Source organism: Brotaphodocola sp. (assembly GCF_050873365.1).
Lineage (GTDB): Bacteria > Bacillota > Clostridia > Lachnospirales > Lachnospiraceae > Brotaphodocola.
Genome location: NZ_JBNMIQ010000026.1, coordinates 1 through 17,417 on the forward strand (window position 1 = coordinate 1; position 17,417 = coordinate 17,417).

The following is a 17,417-nucleotide window of genomic DNA, read 5'->3' on the forward strand; positions in this document are numbered from 1 at the left end:
ATCTATAAGGGGTCACCTCCGTAACATTAAACTTTGGTCGGTAAAATGATTTGGGAGGCTTCTTATAGATGTATTTTATTACAACAAAAAGAATGTTGGAAGTATGTTTTTCAACACACCCCAACATTCAGTATAGAACCGGAAATTCTGGTTTCTCTGTCTGAAGAGAATGAGCAACTCAGAAAAGAGAATGAAGAGCTGAGGGAAAAGATTTCCCGCAGAGAGATTTGCATTGAGCAGTCAGGTTCGATCGCAGAGGCATCCCTGAAGCTGAGCGGAATTTTTGAGTCGGCGCAGAAGGCCGCAGACCTCTATCTGGAGAATATTCGCAGAAGGGCAGAGGAGGAAGGTCGTTAAGTATGGACAATAACAGAAATGCGAATTCCTCTCAGAATTCTTGGAAATCGCAGACTCGTCCGACCTCCGTACAGTTGAAAAAGCAACTGATGTGGGAACGGTATCGGATGCGTTATCTTCGAACTCTTCGCAGTACCGTGATGATTCTGGTATGTGTGGCGGCGATCGCAGTGCTTTTGGCGACTCTCGTTTTTCCGGTTCTTCAGGTTGTGGGAACGAGCATGGAGCCCACACTGGAAAACGGCGAGGTTCTTGTGGCAATAAAAAATGGAAAGTTTCGGCGCGGAGACATCGTGGCATTCTACTATAACAACAAGATTCTTTTAAAGAGAGTGATAGCGGTAGATGGCGAATATGTGGAGATCGCGGAGGATGGAACCGTCAGTGTCAATAATCAGGTGCTTGATGAGCCGTATCTGACGGATAAGAGTCTTGGAGAGTGTGACATCGAGATGCCATATCAGGTTCCGGATGGAAGAATTTTCGTGATGGGAGATCACCGCGCGACATCTGTGGACAGCCGATCCAAGTCGATCGGGGCGATCGCAGATGAGTATATTGTGGGACGTGTGATTTTTCGAGTTTGGCCTTTGTCTCATTTTGGAGTAATCCAATAGGAATAATCAATAGGAAGAATAAAACATATTCTGACATTTGTCTGAAAGAAAGGGGGGAAGAGAGATGGAAGAGAATTTACTGAAAAAGATAGCTGTTTATCTTCAGGCGCACAGAAAAGCAAAACGTTTTGCAGTGTTTGCGTGTGTGCTTTCGGTACTCATGATTACCGGAGTGGTTCAGGCATTGATGAAACCGGCAATCAGTATGGAGATTGGCAATCCGGCGCTGAGTTCGGAAGATGAATTTCTGGAGTACGGCGAAGAATCCGTGATTCATGTGTCGGCAACCGCAGACGATGATCAGGAAGATGGAACATACTTTGCGTTATCGACAAAAGAAGAAAATGCCTATCTGTCAGGTCTCTCTTTCGACCGACAGGGAGAGGCAACGCTGAAGATGGATGATGGAAGTGATCTGGTTCTTCATCGGGTTTCCGCAGACAAGATTTCTTCGCATGAGGAGATTGAGGATGGAAGAGTCAATTACTGGTTCTGGCTTCCACAGGGAACTTCTCAGGATTTTGATCTGACGTTTGTCTCCTCGCTCAATGAGGATGGAAAGCAGAAGAGTGAGGAGGAGAGACTGGCAGATCTCGCGACCGATTCGGATGCAGAGCCGGCGGAGGATGCAAAGCAGACGAAGAAAGATGAGCAGGAAACGAGCAAAGATCAATCGTCCGATCAAGAGAGTCTTGCAAGTCCATCGGATGCATCTGGCGTGGAGTCGAAGCAGTCCGGAGTAAAGCCGAAGAAGAATACACTGTTTTCCATGCTGAAACATGCCGTTGAGACAGTAGAGCATGACTTGACAAAAAAGGCGAGTCCTTCCAATGCAAGCCCTTCCAACGCAGAGGAGGGAGCAGATGGATATAAATGGAATCTGACGGATTCTGGTCTCAGCTTTGTAGAGTTTTACAGCGCAAGTTCGTTTGAGAAGAAGGAAGCGCTCTTTGCAGCCGATTCCGCACGCGAGAACCTACAGGGAACTCTGACGGTGAGCTGGATGAGCTGGGATATGATCGAGGCACTCCGATATGAAAAGGGAATGCCGGACAGTGCAATCAGCTGGGTGACGGTTCAGCGTGAGGGACTGCCACTGACTTCGTTTGGATATGATTCCTATTCTGTGGCACTCTTGAATGACCTGTCAGATGAAGAGGATGGAATCGCAACATTTGACGACTCGGCAGAGGAAGGAATCGACTTTACCGATCACATCACAAGCGTAACTGTTTGGAAGATCGTCAATGGTCAGTGGAAAGAGAGCACGGAATTTGTCGATGGAGATCAGGTTAAGACGGAGATCCATTTCACAATTCCAGAGGGAGAAGTAGACGAGGACAACAAGACGATCTATTATCAGCTTCCGGCAGGAATTCGCCCGCTCGAAGAGCAGACCGGAATTGTGTATCAGAAGGGTGTGGCAGTCGGAACTTATACGATTGACACAGACGGAATGATCAAGATTCTTTTCTATGATGCATTTGCAGATGGAGAAGAGTTTGATGGAAAGGTTGAGTTTAAGGGAACGCTTTCTGCAAGCGGGGCTGGAGATGACGGAAAGATCAATTTTGGCGGAGCAGCCGGAACGATCACCGTCGGAAAGAAAGATCAGGATAAGACGGATTTAAGCATCACGAAGACAGGTACTCCGACTGATGATAAGACGGCAATCGACTACACGATTGAGGCATCCACAAAGAACGGAACAAAAGATACCGTGACGATCATGGATAGTTTCAAGAGTGGAGGAAGTGCAACCGGTGTCTATCAGGAGGGAAGTTTTAAGCTCCAGAAGAAAGATGCCGAGGGAAATCTGATCGATCTCTCAGATCAGTATAAGCCGACGATCAAGACTGAGGCGGATGGAAATAAATCCTTTACTTATGAAGATCTTCCACCGCTTGAGGCAGGAGAGAGTTATGTGGTGAACTATCGTGCGGATGTCAAGTCGACCTCCATTTCCGGACAGGAGACTGTTCAGAATGCCGCAGGTGTGAAGAGCGATGGATCGGAAGACTGGAAATGGAGCTGGATTGAGATTTCCAAGAACATGATCGCAAAGAGCGGATATTATGACGCCAATCAGGATGTGATCAACTGGAACATTACAGTCAATGAAGATCACAGAGACATCAGTGGGTATCATCTCAAAGATACCCTTCCGGATGGCTTGGATCTGACCAGCGATGTGATTATCAGGGATAGCAACGGAACTGTGGTTGCTACAATTCCAAAGTCGGATGTTCAGAACCATGAAATTCTCTACACCTTCCCGAATGGAAGCAACGACAGATATACGATGGAATTTCAGACGACAGCGCCGAAACTGGAAGGCAATGTAAACAACAGTGCCGATTTTGAAAATCCTGATTCCGGAAAAAATTGGTCTTCGTCCACGACGGTTTCGGTTAAGCATCGCGATGACAAACTTCAGAAATCGTATCAGAGCAACTACGTTGACGGTGGAAAGATTCATTACCGCTGGAAAGTAGAGAGAACAATTCCGAATGGAACGCTTTCTGGATTCACCTATACGGATGTCATCCACGATGGAGTTGATGGCAATGGAAATGAGATTCCGGACAGCCATTATGCAATCGCAAGTGAGCTTCAGCGTGCGATTCAAGAAAAGCTGGAGATGCAGATTCAGGATGAGGACGGAAAAGTTCAAACTATCAAATGGGGAGAAAATGACTTCCTTTCGTTTTCTGTCACTTACTACGATGCAGAAGGAAATGTGGTAGAACCGAATGACACAGCGACCCATGTAATGCGGTTTGAAATTACGGTGACTCCGAAAGAGGGACGGACTCTCGAAGGTATTTATTTTAAAATCTCAGAATATTCGACGATCGTGGATTACACGGGAATGGATGAGAATGAGACAAGAAATTTTGTGAATACTGGAAGCATTAATGATATGACGAGTGATGCCTCTCATGAGCACAAAAAACCGATTCGAATTGAGAAGAACACAAAGGTGAAAGACCAGTGGGGCAATTTTTCGTCCTATGGTTCCGGAGAGCAGAGCGTCAATTACGACAGACAGAATGGAATTCTCTACTATGAGATTCTTCTTCACACGGAGGAGAATGAGAATGGAGAGATCGTTCTCAAAGACCAGATCCCGGACGGAGCTACCTATGTGGAAGATTCTCTTGAGGCAAAATTTTATGCGAACCAGTGGTATCAGTTTTCAAAACTTGAGTGGAATGATGGAAAATACGATTTTGAAAATGAGCAGAAACCTCAGGTGAGCGTAGATTCCAAGACGAATCTCATGACGATCACAATTCCGGCTGGTTACAACACGAAAAAGTCGGATAGTGCTAACCCATATGGAAATACGATTCAGCTTGTATATCAGATTTCCGTGAAGGACGATCCATACTGGAAGGATGAGTCCCATGAGCACAAGATTTACACAAATACGGTGGACTGGGATGGAAGCAAATCCGATCAGACGACCGAAGTGACAAAGGATGTGGAAAAACTTCGCAAGTCTGCAACCCAGCTGGAGGAATGGGATGAGGCAACCGGAGAGATGAAGCTGATCGACAAGGTGCGATACACGGTTGTAATCAACCCGGGCGCAGTCGATCTTCATCCGGACAGCGATGAACTCAGCTTAACCGACAATCTGACCGTGCCAAATGGCGTGGATGCTCATCTGGATTTGACATCTGTAAAGCTGTATCAGTATGACGGAGAAGCCGACGATCATCTCGGAAAAGAGGTAGAAAAGAGCCGATACAGTCTGACGTACAACGATGAGTCGCACAAACTTGAAATGAAGATTCCGGATGAATTTGCCTGTGTCCTCGTCTACGAGTACGCGTTTGAGAATAAGAGTTCTGCGTCAGAGGAACTGACGATGACAAACGAGGTTTCTCTGGATGGACAATTCTCCAAGAAAAATGAGCTTGTGGCGATTGATACAACTTCCGCCGTAACCGTTGACAAAAACGGAGAACTTCGATTCTACAAGGTGGACAGCGAGAACTACTCCAAACTTCTTTCCGGAGCACAGTTTACGCTCTATACCGTGGATCGGGGGCAGACGGATGTGGAAAAAGGCTGGACGGAGGTCGGAACATTTGATACCGACAAAAACGGAGAGCTGATTTTCAAACTGAGAAACAGTCTTGGAAGCGATGGCGTGACCATTGAGCGAAATCGTCTCTACAAGATCACAGAGACAAAGGCTCCGGATGGATATGTGAAGTCCGATGACGCATGGTACTTTGTCTGGATGCAGAATGGAAATAAGATTGCCGATTCCAAATATATCGTCAGCAATTATAATGCATGGAATTTCTTCAATACATGGACGGGTGATCCGGAGGCAAAAAATGTCACGTTCTACGGCGGAGTCGATGGAGAGCGGGATGGCTTCTACTATGTTCCGAACAAAAACACTCAGATTAATGTCAAGAAGGTCTGGGTAGATGAAGAGAACCGAGAGGTCGAACCGGGAAGTGACAAGATCCGCGTACAGCTCTATCGGGAAGAGATGGAGTGTGCAGGAAAACCTGTGAAGGTGATCATTCGATATTACAACACTGATAAGGACAATCCGGAGGAGATGGAGACAGAAGCATATGTTAAAGATTCCGGAACGATCACGGTAAAAGCACTGAAATATACATGGTCAGATGCCAACACAGATCCAATGATTATAAAAGGAGGCTTTACGCCACAGACACCTTTTTATGATGCTACTTATGGACAAAATGTGGTGTGGTATACAAAGACCTTTGACATTTCAGAGATAGAAGGAGATACCTTACTGATTCCAGTAGGTACAGGTGACTGGGCGGATCGAAACTATGCGAGCCTGTTGAAAATGGAAGTTACCGGTGATGTGGAGACATGGAAGAAGGCCGATGCAAAACCGTATGGAGATGAAGTTGAGCTGAGTGCAGACAATGATTGGAGTTATTCCTGGACTGTGGATGCAACGGATTCAAAAACAGGTCAGCCGTACTGGTATCGAGTGATGGAAGTAGGTGATCTTTCCGGATACACGATCATTTACAACAATAACAATGGCATCCAATCAGGAGATATCCTGATTACCAATAAAAAAGAAATTGATTTTTCCCTTCCGGAAACCGGAGGAGTCGGAGCGGAGGTAATCTGGCAGAGCGGAGCAATTCTCACCGCCTTGTCGGGCGCAGGACTCGGGGCACGGAAATGGAGAAGGATGCGAAAGAGAGATCTTTCGGACAGAAGGAGGTGACGAGGCGCGCATGGGAGAGACCGAAGAGACTAGACTTGGAGTTCGCGCGAAACGTCGCCGAATTCCGCGGGCGAGAGACTCGAACGCAGGCTGTCACAAAATATCCAGAATGTGACAATGGGGAGAATTCATAAAAAAGGTCCCCAAATGAGTATGAAAAACAAAGGACAAGCAGGAGGAAAAACGAATGAAAAAAGTGAAGAGACTTGCCAGTCTGATTCTGGCATTCGTACTGGCATTTGTACTGGCAGTACCGGCATTCGCAGCAACAGTAAACAATGAGACAGGTCATGAATATAAGGCATACCAGATTTTTACAGGAACTCAGGCAAGTGATGATGTAACAGGAGCTCTGGCAGTTACTGGATGGGGTAGTGGTGTAGATGGAGCTACTTTTCTGGCTGAATTAAAAACAGCAAATGCAGATTTATATGGTAATGCAAATTCAGCAGCAGAGGTTGCAGCTGTTTTAAGTGAGAATAACAGCAATTCTGAAGTGGCAAATGAGTTTGCAAAAATTGCAGAAAAGCATATTAAAAAAGATCAGGGAATCGATATTGCAGCGGATGCTGAATTAACTGCTGGATATTATCTGTTTGTAGACCAGACAACTACAAGTGGTAAGGATGATGTAAAGGGACTTTCTCTTCTTCAGGTAACTCAGAAGGGCGACATTGAGCTGAAAAGTAAAAATGATAAGCCAAGTGTAGAGAAGAAAGTAAAAGAGAATCTCAAAAACGTTTCTGGTAATAAAGATGACAGAATCCCGGATTATGAGCTTTCGACAGGATACAATGATGTAGCTGACTACAATATTGGCGATGATGTACCATTTGAACTGATTGGTACATTGCCTCAGAATCTTGATTTATATAATACCTATAAATATATTTTCCACGATACATTATCTGCGGGATTGACTTACAAAGAGGGAAGTTTAAAAGTTTACGTTGTAGATACTGAGAAAGATACCGAGAATGATGATAACGTAATTCCGGAGAGCGCATATAAGTTAACAGTAGCAAATCAGAAAATTGAAGTAGCATTTGATAATATCAAATCTGTAGATGGTGTAGCTGCTGGAAAAAAGATTGTTGTAAAATATGAAGCAACATTAAATAAAAATGCAGAAATCGGTCTGGATGGAAACAAGAACGAAGTTTATCTGCAATACTCTAACAACCCGAACAATGGTGGTGAGGGAGATACCGGTGAAACTCCGAAAGATGAAGTACTGGTATTCACTTATGAGCTGGATGTAACCAAGATTGATGGTGCTACTGCTGGAGATAATCCGAAAAAGCTTGCTGGCGCAAAGTTTGTACTGAAAAATTCTGAAGGAAAGTATGTTCAGGTTGATGCGGATGGAAAAGTAACTGGATGGGTAGATACAGAACCGAATCCGGAAAATCAGGAAGATGCAGCAGGAATTTTGACTTCTAATGACGATGGTCTCTTTAAAGTAATTGGTCTGGACGCGGGCACTTATTATTTGAAAGAGGTAGTGGCACCGGCTGGCTATAATATTCTGAAAGATGAGATTGAGCTGAAGGTACTGGCAACAACTAAGAATGACCAGAATTGGACAAGCGGAAACGCTAGTGATGCATTAACCGCATTAAAGATTAAAGTAGGTACTGGTGATGAAACAGACGGAGATGTCAATAGCGGTATCGTATCTGCAACTGTTCAGAATAACAAGGGTGGCACTCTTCCTGAGACCGGTGGTATCGGTACAACGATCTTCTACCTGACCGGTACGATCCTTGTTCTTGGTGCAGTTGTTCTTTTGATCACCAAGAAGCGCATGGAGAATGCAGAGAAGTAAGAAACAAACAAATAAGGCAGTAAAACAAGAGCGAAAAACTCAGATAGAATAACAGACATCATTGTAGACACCAGGGTAGACCGAAAATAAGACAGCGTAGTTGACATCATTGCAGACATCTTAGAGGACATCACAGTGTAGGCGGGCTCTGCAAGGCAAGAAAGATCATGCAAACCCGTGTGAGACGTCGGTGTTTAGGCTGTGTTTTTTACAGCCTTATGCACCGTTACGTCGAACCCGGAGTGAGAACGAGTTTGCAGGACTTTACTTGCCGGCAGAGCCTTAAAGACAATATAAGATAGACAATATAAAATAGGCGATAAAAAACAGATCCCTAAAGGGAATGTGAAAATTATTGATTTTATATATCTAAATTTTATGTATTAAAATTTTAAGAATTTAGATTTTGTGTATTTTAGATTTTATTTCGTGTTAGAAAAGAAAAAAAGAGAAACGACAGCAGGAGACAGTTATGAGGTGGATGAAACAACATTGGTCAACAGCAATACTGGTGGTGATTCTCGCAGTCGGACTGATCCTGCTGTCTTATCCGACAGTCAGTGACTATTGGAACTCCTTTCACCAATCCCGCGCGATTGCTTCCTATGCGGAAGCCGTAGCGGAGATTGATGAAAATGAGTATGAGAAAATCTGGGAGAATGCGCGCCAGTACAACGCGCAGATGCCCGATGAAAAGAAACGTTGGTCGTTGAATGATGACCAAAGACAAGATTATGAGAGACAGCTCAATATCGGCGGAACAGGAGTGATGGGTTACATTGAGATTCCATCGATTCAGGTTTCGCTTCCCATTTATCATGGGACAAGTGAAGGCGTCCTGCAAATTGCAGTGGGACATATTGAGGGGTCTTCCCTGCCGGTCGGCGGAATGGGAACACACTGTGTGCTTTCCGGACATCGAGGTCTTCCGTCGGCGAGATTGTTTACGGATTTGAATAAAGTAGAAGAGGGCGACCGCTTCTTTTTAAGAGTGCTCGATGAGACACTCACATATGAGGTAGATCAGATTCACATCGTGGAACCGAATGATCTGCACTACTTGGAAATCGAAAAGGGACAGGATCTGTGCACGCTTGTGACCTGCACACCTTATGGAATCAATTCGCACAGACTTCTTGTGCGCGGTCATCGCGTTGCAAATGATGAGGACGATAGTGGTTCCGATATTCGTGTCACCGCAGATGCGATCCAGATCGATCCTCTGCTCGTAACACCTGTCCTTGCAATTCCAATGCTTCTAATCGGACTCTTCCTTCTGCTCACAGGAAAGGGACAATCTGACACAGTTGGAAAGTCTGGTAAATTTGATAGATCTGATAAATTTGATAAATCTGGAAAGGAGTGAACACCCGGGTGAAAAAACATATCATGTCTTTCGTGATAGGACTCATTCTTCTGGCAGGCGGTGGGCTTTTGGCTTATCCGTCTGTCAGCAACTATGTGAATGAAAAGAACAGCTCCCGGGCGATTGCAACTTATCAGGACGCAGTTGGCGAGTTGGGAGAGGCAGATTATTCAAAAGAATTGAATGAAGCTCAGGAGTACAACATCCGGCTTGCGCAGTCTTATACCAACCTTGCTTCCGCCGTGAGCGCAGAGACGGAGCGGGCGGACAATCCATATGAGAATCTTTTGAACGTTGGCGGAACCGGAGTCATGGGAGAAATCAAGATTCCGGTCATTCATGTCGATCTTCCGATCTATCATGGAACCGACGAGGGCGTTCTCCAGATCGGAGTCGGCCACTTAAAGGGTTCTTCGCTCCCGGTCGGCGGAACAGGAACGCATGCAGTGCTCTCCGGTCACCGTGGACTCCCCTCGGCAAAACTATTCACGGATCTCGATCGTCTTCAGACCGGAGATGTCTTTTATCTGAGGGTGCTCGGGGAGATTCTTGAGTATCAGATTGATCAGATTGAAGTCGTGCTTCCGGAAAAACTCGATCAGATTGAGATTGATCCGGAGCGGGATCTTGTCACGCTTGTGACCTGCACGCCGTATGGTGTCAACAGTCACCGGATTCTGATTCGCGGAGCACGGATCGATTACGATGGAAAGATCGATGAGACTGTGGCAATGCGAGGAGCAGTGGAAAATGAAGATCCGCTTCTTGCCGGTCAGTCCGTTCAGGGCTTGACGCTGTGGCAGAAAGCAGGCATTGCAATCGGACTTCTTGCACTTGCCGTGTTGGTCGGATTTATGATTCCGGTAAAACCGAAAAACAAGCAGAATGTCCAAAATACGAAAAACATTCAAAATATTCAAAAGATCCAAAAGACTCAAAAACAAGATGAGGGAAAGGAGGAGAATGAGCCGAAATGAGACGATGGAAAACACAGAAAACTTGGAGTGCAGACAAAACAGAAAAGACTTATGGAACATGGAAGAAGTGGAAAGCGTGCAAAGCATGGAGACAGTGGACAACCGTGGCGGTGATTGCCACGATGCTTGGAACGGCGACTCCTCTTTTCTCACATTTCGCACAGAATCACAGTCAGGAATCGCCATCCTTGTTTGCTAGTATGGCAATGACCGCACTGGCGGGAGAAGCGTGGAATCCAGATCGAACGGTGAACCTGACGATCGACTTAAAGTCTGAGAAAAAGAAGGCGACACTCAATCTCTACCGCGTCGCAGAGTGGGATGGAAGTACGGGAACGTATGCGATGACCGGAGCATTTTCAGAGATGGGTCAGGCAAGCATTGGGGAGATGACGGCGGAGGAGATGCTTGAGCTGGCGGGGCGCATGTTCCGCTATGCAGGGCGAAACGGAATTCAGCCGGATTTCACCGGTCAGACTGCCCGCGGAGTCTTGCAGGCAGAAGAACTTTCCCAGGGCATTTATCTGGTTGCACAGAACCGCCAGTCCTTCGATAACGTGACAATCAATCCATATTTGATGACGCTTCCGGAAAAAGAGGACGATGGATGGAAGTATGAGATGACAGCTTACCCGAAGACGATCACGAGCAAGCCGGGTGGTGGTGGCGGTGGTGGTCATGACGATGATCATCCGTCCAATCCATCTGAGCCGACGGAATCTGTGCCGGAGACTCCGACGGAGCCGACAACTCCGGAGATGACGACGGTGCCTGAAAGTCCGACAGGACCGGAGAATCCAGATAACCCTGATAATCCGGATAACCCAGACAACCCCGATAATCCGAGAAATCGAAGAAGCCGAACCGGAGTACTTCCGGACTCAAAGGATCCGAACAAGAAGCGCGGACCGAGAACCGGCGTGCTTGGTGACGGATTCCTTCCGGCAACCGGAGATCCCCGCTCGCTTATGGTGAGCCTGATTTCCTACCTCGTCTTTGTTGCGAGTGTATCGGGAATTATTTTCCTGTTGAGATGGAGACATTCCGAAGAGAACCCAAAGAAAAAGTAAAAGTAAGTTATCACAACAAAATGAAGCAAAACAAAGCAATGCGAAGATAATGCGAAGATAACACAAAGATAACGCGACGATAACGTGAAGAAGCCCGAACGAAGATGTTTCCTTCGTCCGGGCTTCTTCTTTGTCTATTTCTGAATTCGCTTTGAATTCACAAAAATACCAAATTAAGATTAGTTGGAGAACATGTAAGCGGTGGAAAGCTTGATGCCATCGCTGGTCTGGCTTACGCTGGTGCGGATACCAACCTTGGTGTAGTTGCTGTTTACCATGTTGTTGTAGTGAGCCGGGCTGTCTTTCAGGCTGGAGAATACGCTGTCAGCTGCATCAGTCTGATCGCTTGCGGAGAAATCAAAATCATCATAGCTGATGTAAGAAAGATTCTCACCGCGATAGTTATCTGCGCTGATCATGTCACATCCGGAAGTTCCGTCTGGACGGGTGTGGCTCCAATTATCAATAATTTCGTTGCTTCTGATTTCTGCGATGTCATTCAGAGAATTGTCAAGAGTGAGTGCCGGGAGACCCTGTTCTGCACGAAGCTGGTTGATATCATTCAGCAGTTCGGAATCCATCGTCTGGGTCTGTTCAGCGGCCTGAGCCTCAATGGTGGTGAACGGAGCCGTTGCTCCTAAGAACATCATGACTGCGGTTGCAAGAGTAATTAATGTCTTCTTCATTTTCCTTTTCCTCCAATCGAAACGATCGAAAAAACGAGGAAAACTACTAAGGCTGATTTTCATTATTCAAAAGTTTGAAGATAAGCAATATCGAATTTACAGAATCGATACTGGCAACTGGCTACCATCCTTAAAAAGGGAAGGCCCTATAGTTTTGCGTCCTTACTTTTCAATAAGTTTGCCGAGGTAGTTTTCACGCCCTTCATGTGATATAAAAGGCCTGAACCGTAATGTGTGTAGCGTTTTCTAAAATAAAAAAACCTTTTCCGGAAATATGACTGTTGAACATCATACTGGAAAAGGGACGCTAGAACAAATACATTACAAATGTATCAGGCAACTGGCTGCCATCCTTAAAAAGGGAAGGCCCTATAGCTTTGCGTCCCTGCTTTTCAACAGGTTTGCCGAGTTATAAAAGATTGTGTACAACATACGAAAGATCTGTACGCAATATCTCTTTGTATCTTCATTATAAAGCAAGATGGGAAAATATGCAAGGGGAAAATAAAAGTATTTTAACAGTTTCTTAATGACCGGAGGTTATGGGGATATTATGCAAATGTGTCACGAGAATATGCATATAATATGTGTCACAAGCCCCCCTAGAATCAAAACAATCCGAATAACAGGAAAGACGGGAAAGCTATAAGAAAAAGAAATAGAAACAAGCAGAAGAAAGTAAAAGAAAGCAGAAGAGAGTAAAAGAAGGTAAGAGAAAGTAAGAGAAAGTAAAAGAAAAAGAGAAAAAACTGTCGCTTCGAGAGGTACCCCAGAGTGGAGGAAACCATCCCGAAACGACAGCTTAATGATGTGCTGAGCTCAGCCAATATCAAAAATTAGTGATATAAGTGATACAATTAATTAGTGATACAGTTTTTTGTCCTCGTAGATCGGCTCGGAAGTCAGCTGAATTCCGAGAGCGTGGAAGGTCTTCACGTCCACGGAGGAGAGCATAACCGATGTGTGAACCTGACATCCACGCAGGCGCGGAAGCTGTTCGAGTGCACGGCGCGCATTCTCATCGCTTGCGGCACACATCGAGAGTGCGGTCAGAACCTCATCGGTGTGCAGGCGCGGGTTCTTGCTTCCGAGATACTCGGTCTTTAAGTGCTGGATCGGCTCAATGAAAGTCGGAGAGATAAGAAGAGTCTCATCCGGGATTCCGCCGAGTTCCTTGACTGCATTTAAGAGAACTGCGGAGGAAGCGCCGAGCAGGGCAGTCGTCTTTCCGGTCACGATCTTTCCATCCGGAAGTTCGAGAGCAGCAGCCGGAGCCTGGGTCTCTTTCGCAAGATTGTTTGCAGTCGGGACAACCGGACGGTACTCCGGAGTGATCTTTGCCTGCTTCATCAAAAGCTCAATCTTGTAGACCTCATCCTGATTGCCTTTGTCCTTTGCGAGACGGCCGAGTGCCTGATAGTAACGGCGGATGATCTCCTGACGGGAAGCTTCCTGACAAACCTCATCGTCGATGATGCAGTTTCCAGCCATGTTGACACCCATATCAGTCGGGGACTTGTACGGACAGCTTCCGAAGATTCCCTCGAACATTGCAGAGAGTACCGGGAAGATCTCCACGTCGCGGTTGTAGTTGACCGTGGTGACTCCGTAGGCATCGAGGTGGAACGGGTCGATCATGTTGACATCGTTCAGATCTGCGGTAGCAGCCTCGTAGGCAAGGTTGACCGGATGCTTGAGCGGAATATTCCAGATCGGGAAGGTCTCAAACTTTGCATAGCCGGCTTTGATGCCACGCTTGTTCTCATGATAGAGCTGGGAGAGGCAGGTAGCCATCTTTCCACTTCCCGGTCCCGGTGCTGTGATGACAACGAGCGGACGGGTGGTCTCGATGTAATCGTTCTTGCCGTATCCCTCATCGCTCACGATGTGGGCGATGTTGTTCGGGTAGCCCTCGATCGGATAGTGGCGGTAAACGCGGATGCCAAGGTTTTCCAGACGGGTGCGGAACTGATCAACGACATCCTGACCGGTGTAGCGGGTGATTACGACACTTCCCACATAGAGACCCTTGTCGCGGAATTCCTGAATCAGGCGCAGAACATCTACGTCGTAGGTGATGCCAAGATCATGGCGGATTTTGTTTTTCTCAATGTCAGCAGCGTTGATGGCGATGACGATCTCTGCCTGATCAGCAAGCTGGAGAAGCATTTTGAGTTTGCTGTCCGGTGCGAATCCCGGAAGTACGCGGGAAGCGTGGTAGTCATCGAAAAGTTTTCCGCCGAATTCCAGATACAGCTTGTCGCCGAACTGGCTGATTCGCTCACGGATGTGCTCTGATTGCATGTTCAAGTATTTCTGGTTGTCAAATCCGATTTTATTCATCAGTTGTGCCCTCTCTTTCCATAGAGGATATTGTAGCACATCCGTTGATAATTGAAAAGAAAAAATGAAGTGTATTCTGAATTGTGCTATAATGAGAGTATCGTTTGCGGGCGGGAAAGTTCTGACTGGAAAATTTCCCCCTGTGGTGCTGTAAGAAGCACAAAAACAAAAACGGATATGGATTATAGAAAGAACAGGAGGCGAGCGGAATGGAGAGAACCGTGAGACCGGGAGAATTCTACCGACATTTTAAAAATAAGATGTATCAGATTGTGGCGGTGGCGACTCACTCGGAGACGAAAGAGAAAATGGTGGTCTATCAGGCACTTTATGGAGATTATGGAGTGTATGTGCGCCCGTATGAGATGTTTATCAGTGAGGTGGATCGGGAAAAATATCCGAATGTGAAGCAGAAGTATCGCTTTGAGCGGATCGATCCGGCAAGTCTGGTTTCCGGTCAGGTTGCAGGTTCGGGGCTGGATATGGAAAAATCAGAGACAGCCGGAACAAATCAGCAGACGGCTAAGACCGTAGGGGCGAATGAAGAAACAGAAAAAAATGAAGAAATAGAAAAAATAGAAGACGATCAGACCGATGACTTTGAATTGGTGGACCTGGGAGAAGAGACGATGGAGGAGGAAAAACCTGATCCGAACTTCCTTCGCTTTCTTGAGACGGACAGCTATGAGGTGAGAATGGAGTGCCTGAAAAAAATGCTTCACACTGCGTCTCAGAGAGACATCGACAGCATGTATCTCGTGCTCGATATGAAGCCGGAGTCCGGTTCGGTCGAGGAGCAGGTGGATGCGATCGCGCGTTTTCTGCGGATGCAGTACCGCTATGACGGAAGCCGTCTGAGATAACTTGGGCGGGAAAGGAAAGAATAGAACGTGTTTAATATTGAAGAGGAACTGAAAAAACTGCCCTCCCAGCCGGGCGTTTATCTGATGCACGATGCAAAGGATGAGATCATCTATGTCGGGAAAGCGATCAGTTTGAAAAACCGCGTGCGCCAGTATTTTCAGAGCAGTCGAAATAAGACGGCGAAGATTCAGCAGATGGTATCGCGGATTGCCCGTTTTGAATATATCGTGACGGACTCGGAGCTTGAGGCGCTTGTCCTCGAGTGCAATTTAATCAAGGAGCACCAGCCACGCTACAACACGATGCTCAAGGACGACAAGGCGTACCCCTACATCAAGGTGACAGTCGGGGAGGATTTCCCGCGTGTGATGACAGCGCGCTCGATGAAAAAGGACAAGAGTCGATATTTTGGTCCTTATACGAGCGGAGGGGCAGTCAAGGACACGATCGATCTGATGCAGAAGATTTATCGGATTCGCACCTGCAACCGCGTGCTCCCGCGGGACATCGGGAAAGCTCGCCCGTGCCTGAATTACCATATCGGGCAGTGCGATGCCCCGTGTCAGGGAAAAATCAGCCAGGAGGAGTATGCAAAGAAGACCGAGCAGGTGCTTGAGTTTTTGAATGGACATTATGATACGCTTCTTAATTATCTCGAAGATAAGATGCGCGAAGCGTCCGCTGTGATGGAATTCGAGAAAGCGATGGAGTACCGGGATCTTCTCGCAAGTGTGAAGCAGATTGCGCAGAAGCAGAAGATCACGAGCGAGGCGACTGAGGATCGCGACATCATTGCGATGGCAAGCGATGGCGAGGATGCAGTCGTTCAGGTCTTTTTTGTCCGTGAGGGCAAGATGATCGGTCGGGAGCATTTCGGAGTATCGGTCGGAAGCGCAGATACGCACGCTCAGATTTTGACCGGATTTGTGAAGCAGTACTATTCGGGCACTCCGTTTGTCCCGAAGGAACTCTGGATTCAGGAAGAGCTCGAAGATCAGGATGTGATCGAGAAATGGCTCTCCACGCGCCGAGGACAGCGCGTTCACATTCTCGTTCCGAAGAAGGGCGAGAAGGAGCGTCTTGTGGAGCTTGCGCGAAAGAACGCAAAGATGGTTCTGATTCAGGATAATGAGCGAAACAAGCGCGAGGAGGCGCGCACGAGCGGGGCGATGCAGGAAGTTGCAGGCTGGATCGGTCTTTCGGGTGTGCGAAGAATCGAGGCATTTGATATTTCCAATATCTCAGGCTATGAGTCAGTCGGGTCGATGGTCGTCTATGAGGATGGAAAGCCGAAGCGGAGCGATTACCGAAAGTTCCGGATTCGGACTGTGACGGGTCCGGATGACTATGCGTCGATGCGAGAAGTGCTGATGCGCCGGTTTACGCATGGACTTGAGGAGGCAAAACGTCTTGAGGAGGAAAATCTCGGCACTGCGCTTGGAAGTTTTACGCGTTTCCCGGATCTTTTGATGATGGATGGCGGACGCGGTCAGGTCAACATCGCGCTCGAAGTGCTGGAGGAGCTTGGACTCTCGATTCCGGTCTGCGGAATGGTCAAGGACGATAACCATCGGACGCGAGGACTCTATTATCAAAATGTGGAGATTCCGATTGATCGTCGTTCGGAGGGATTTCGGCTGATCACGAGGATTCAGGACGAGGCGCACCGGTTTGCGATTGAGTACCACAGGAGCTTGCGCTCGAAGGGGCAGGTGCGCTCGATTCTCGATGAGATTCCGGGAATCGGGGATACGAGGAGAAAGGCGTTGATGAAGCATTTGAAATCGCTTGATGCAGTAAAATCGGCATCGGTCGAGGAACTCATGGAAGTGCCTGGGATGAATCGGACTTCAGCAGAAAATGTATACCGCTTTTTCCGGAAAAACAAGGATGACAATCCCGCACAGATATGATAGGATGAACGCAGGTTCTTATGTATGGGTAGGAGTTTTCTGAACTGAAAATTCCGTATGATACAATGGCGGAAGCAGATTTTGCCGATTTGGAATGCGAAGCATCGGCAAAATCTATTGCAGTTCGTGCAACGCATGAACTGTAATGAAC

General features: G+C 46.9%; 11 protein-coding genes and 2 riboswitches. Of the genes, 9 read left to right on the plus strand and 2 right to left on the minus strand.

What is annotated here, in order from left to right:
- Nucleotides 1–45: 45 nt before the first annotated feature.
- The 7 genes from ACR0QT_RS11225 to ACR0QT_RS11255 all read left to right on the plus strand — a co-directional run bounded on the left by ACR0QT_RS11225 (nt 46) and on the right by ACR0QT_RS11255 (nt 11,460).
- Nucleotides 46–357 (plus strand): hypothetical protein, encoded by a 312-nt coding sequence (locus ACR0QT_RS11225; protein WP_432630889.1) that lies wholly within the window; start codon nt 46–48, stop codon nt 355–357.
- A 2-nt stretch (nt 358–359) separates the two neighbouring features.
- Nucleotides 360–974: a signal peptidase I gene (gene lepB / locus ACR0QT_RS11230; protein WP_432630864.1), complete on the plus strand. Its 615-nt coding sequence runs from the start codon at nt 360–362 to the stop codon at nt 972–974.
- A 64-nt stretch (nt 975–1,038) separates the two neighbouring features.
- Complete coding sequence (locus ACR0QT_RS11235) at nt 1,039–6,219, plus strand: SpaA isopeptide-forming pilin-related protein (RefSeq protein ID WP_432630865.1); 5,181 nt, start codon at nt 1,039–1,041, stop codon at nt 6,217–6,219.
- A 187-nt stretch (nt 6,220–6,406) separates the two neighbouring features.
- The gene (locus tag ACR0QT_RS11240; protein WP_432630866.1) at nt 6,407–8,047 is read left to right on the plus strand and encodes an isopeptide-forming domain-containing fimbrial protein; all 1,641 of its coding nucleotides are present in this window, start codon (nt 6,407–6,409) and stop codon (nt 8,045–8,047) included.
- 481 nt (nt 8,048–8,528) lie between these two features.
- On the plus strand, nt 8,529–9,413 hold the full coding sequence (locus tag ACR0QT_RS11245; RefSeq protein WP_432630867.1) for a class C sortase: 885 nt from the start codon (nt 8,529–8,531) through the stop codon (nt 9,411–9,413).
- Nucleotides 9,414–9,421: 8 nt separating this feature from the next.
- Nucleotides 9,422–10,390, plus strand: a complete 969-nt coding sequence (locus ACR0QT_RS11250) for a class C sortase (protein WP_432630868.1) — start codon at nt 9,422–9,424, stop codon at nt 10,388–10,390.
- Nucleotides 10,387–11,460, plus strand: coding sequence for a hypothetical protein (locus ACR0QT_RS11255; RefSeq protein ID WP_432630869.1), 1,074 nt, complete (start codon nt 10,387–10,389; stop codon nt 11,458–11,460). The genes ACR0QT_RS11250 and ACR0QT_RS11255 overlap by 4 nt, the downstream gene beginning before the upstream one ends.
- Before the next feature lie 179 nt (nt 11,461–11,639).
- On the opposite strand, the gene ACR0QT_RS11260 is transcribed toward ACR0QT_RS11255, so the two are convergent.
- Both ACR0QT_RS11260 and ACR0QT_RS11265 read right to left on the minus strand, forming a co-directional pair.
- Nucleotides 11,640–12,146: a CAP domain-containing protein gene (locus tag ACR0QT_RS11260; protein ID WP_432630870.1), complete on the minus strand. Its 507-nt coding sequence runs from the start codon at nt 12,144–12,146 to the stop codon at nt 11,640–11,642.
- A gap of 109 nt (nt 12,147–12,255) precedes the next feature.
- Nucleotides 12,256–12,339, minus strand: a riboswitch (cyclic di-GMP riboswitch).
- 139 nt (nt 12,340–12,478) lie between these two features.
- Nucleotides 12,479–12,562: riboswitch (cyclic di-GMP riboswitch) on the minus strand.
- Nucleotides 12,563–13,007: 445 nt separating this feature from the next.
- Nucleotides 13,008–14,489 carry a DUF1846 domain-containing protein gene (locus ACR0QT_RS11265; RefSeq protein WP_432630871.1) on the minus strand — a complete coding sequence of 494 codons (1,482 nt, stop codon included), beginning with the start codon at nt 14,487–14,489 and terminating at the stop codon, nt 13,008–13,010.
- 209 nt (nt 14,490–14,698) lie between these two features.
- On the opposite strand from ACR0QT_RS11265, the gene ACR0QT_RS11270 reads away from it, so the two are divergent.
- Nucleotides 14,699–15,352: a DUF1653 domain-containing protein gene (locus ACR0QT_RS11270; RefSeq protein WP_432630872.1), complete on the plus strand. Its 654-nt coding sequence runs from the start codon at nt 14,699–14,701 to the stop codon at nt 15,350–15,352.
- 27 nt (nt 15,353–15,379) lie between these two features.
- A complete protein-coding gene (uvrC, locus tag ACR0QT_RS11275; RefSeq protein ID WP_432630873.1) occupies nt 15,380–17,266 on the plus strand; it encodes an excinuclease ABC subunit UvrC in 1,887 nt (628 codons plus the stop codon).
- The last annotated feature ends 151 nt before the right edge of the window (nt 17,267–17,417 follow it).

What these genes read in the sequence shown, in the direction of transcription:
- ACR0QT_RS11255 (WP_432630869.1), top strand. Translation starts at nt 10,387, where the DNA reads ATGAGACGATGGAAAACACAGAAAACTTGGAGTGCAGACAAAACAGAA.
- ACR0QT_RS11225 (WP_432630889.1), top strand. Translation starts at nt 46, where the DNA reads ATGATTTGGGAGGCTTCTTATAGATGTATTTTATTACAACAAAAAGAA.
- ACR0QT_RS11260 (WP_432630870.1), bottom strand. Translation starts at nt 12,146, where the DNA reads ATGAAGAAGACATTAATTACTCTTGCAACCGCAGTCATGATGTTCTTA.
- lepB (WP_432630864.1), top strand. Translation starts at nt 360, where the DNA reads ATGGACAATAACAGAAATGCGAATTCCTCTCAGAATTCTTGGAAATCG.
- ACR0QT_RS11270 (WP_432630872.1), top strand. Translation starts at nt 14,699, where the DNA reads ATGGAGAGAACCGTGAGACCGGGAGAATTCTACCGACATTTTAAAAAT.
- ACR0QT_RS11265 (WP_432630871.1), bottom strand. Translation starts at nt 14,489, where the DNA reads ATGAATAAAATCGGATTTGACAACCAGAAATACTTGAACATGCAATCA.
- ACR0QT_RS11240 (WP_432630866.1), top strand. Translation starts at nt 6,407, where the DNA reads ATGAAAAAAGTGAAGAGACTTGCCAGTCTGATTCTGGCATTCGTACTG.
- ACR0QT_RS11235 (WP_432630865.1), top strand. Translation starts at nt 1,039, where the DNA reads ATGGAAGAGAATTTACTGAAAAAGATAGCTGTTTATCTTCAGGCGCAC.
- ACR0QT_RS11245 (WP_432630867.1), top strand. Translation starts at nt 8,529, where the DNA reads ATGAAACAACATTGGTCAACAGCAATACTGGTGGTGATTCTCGCAGTC.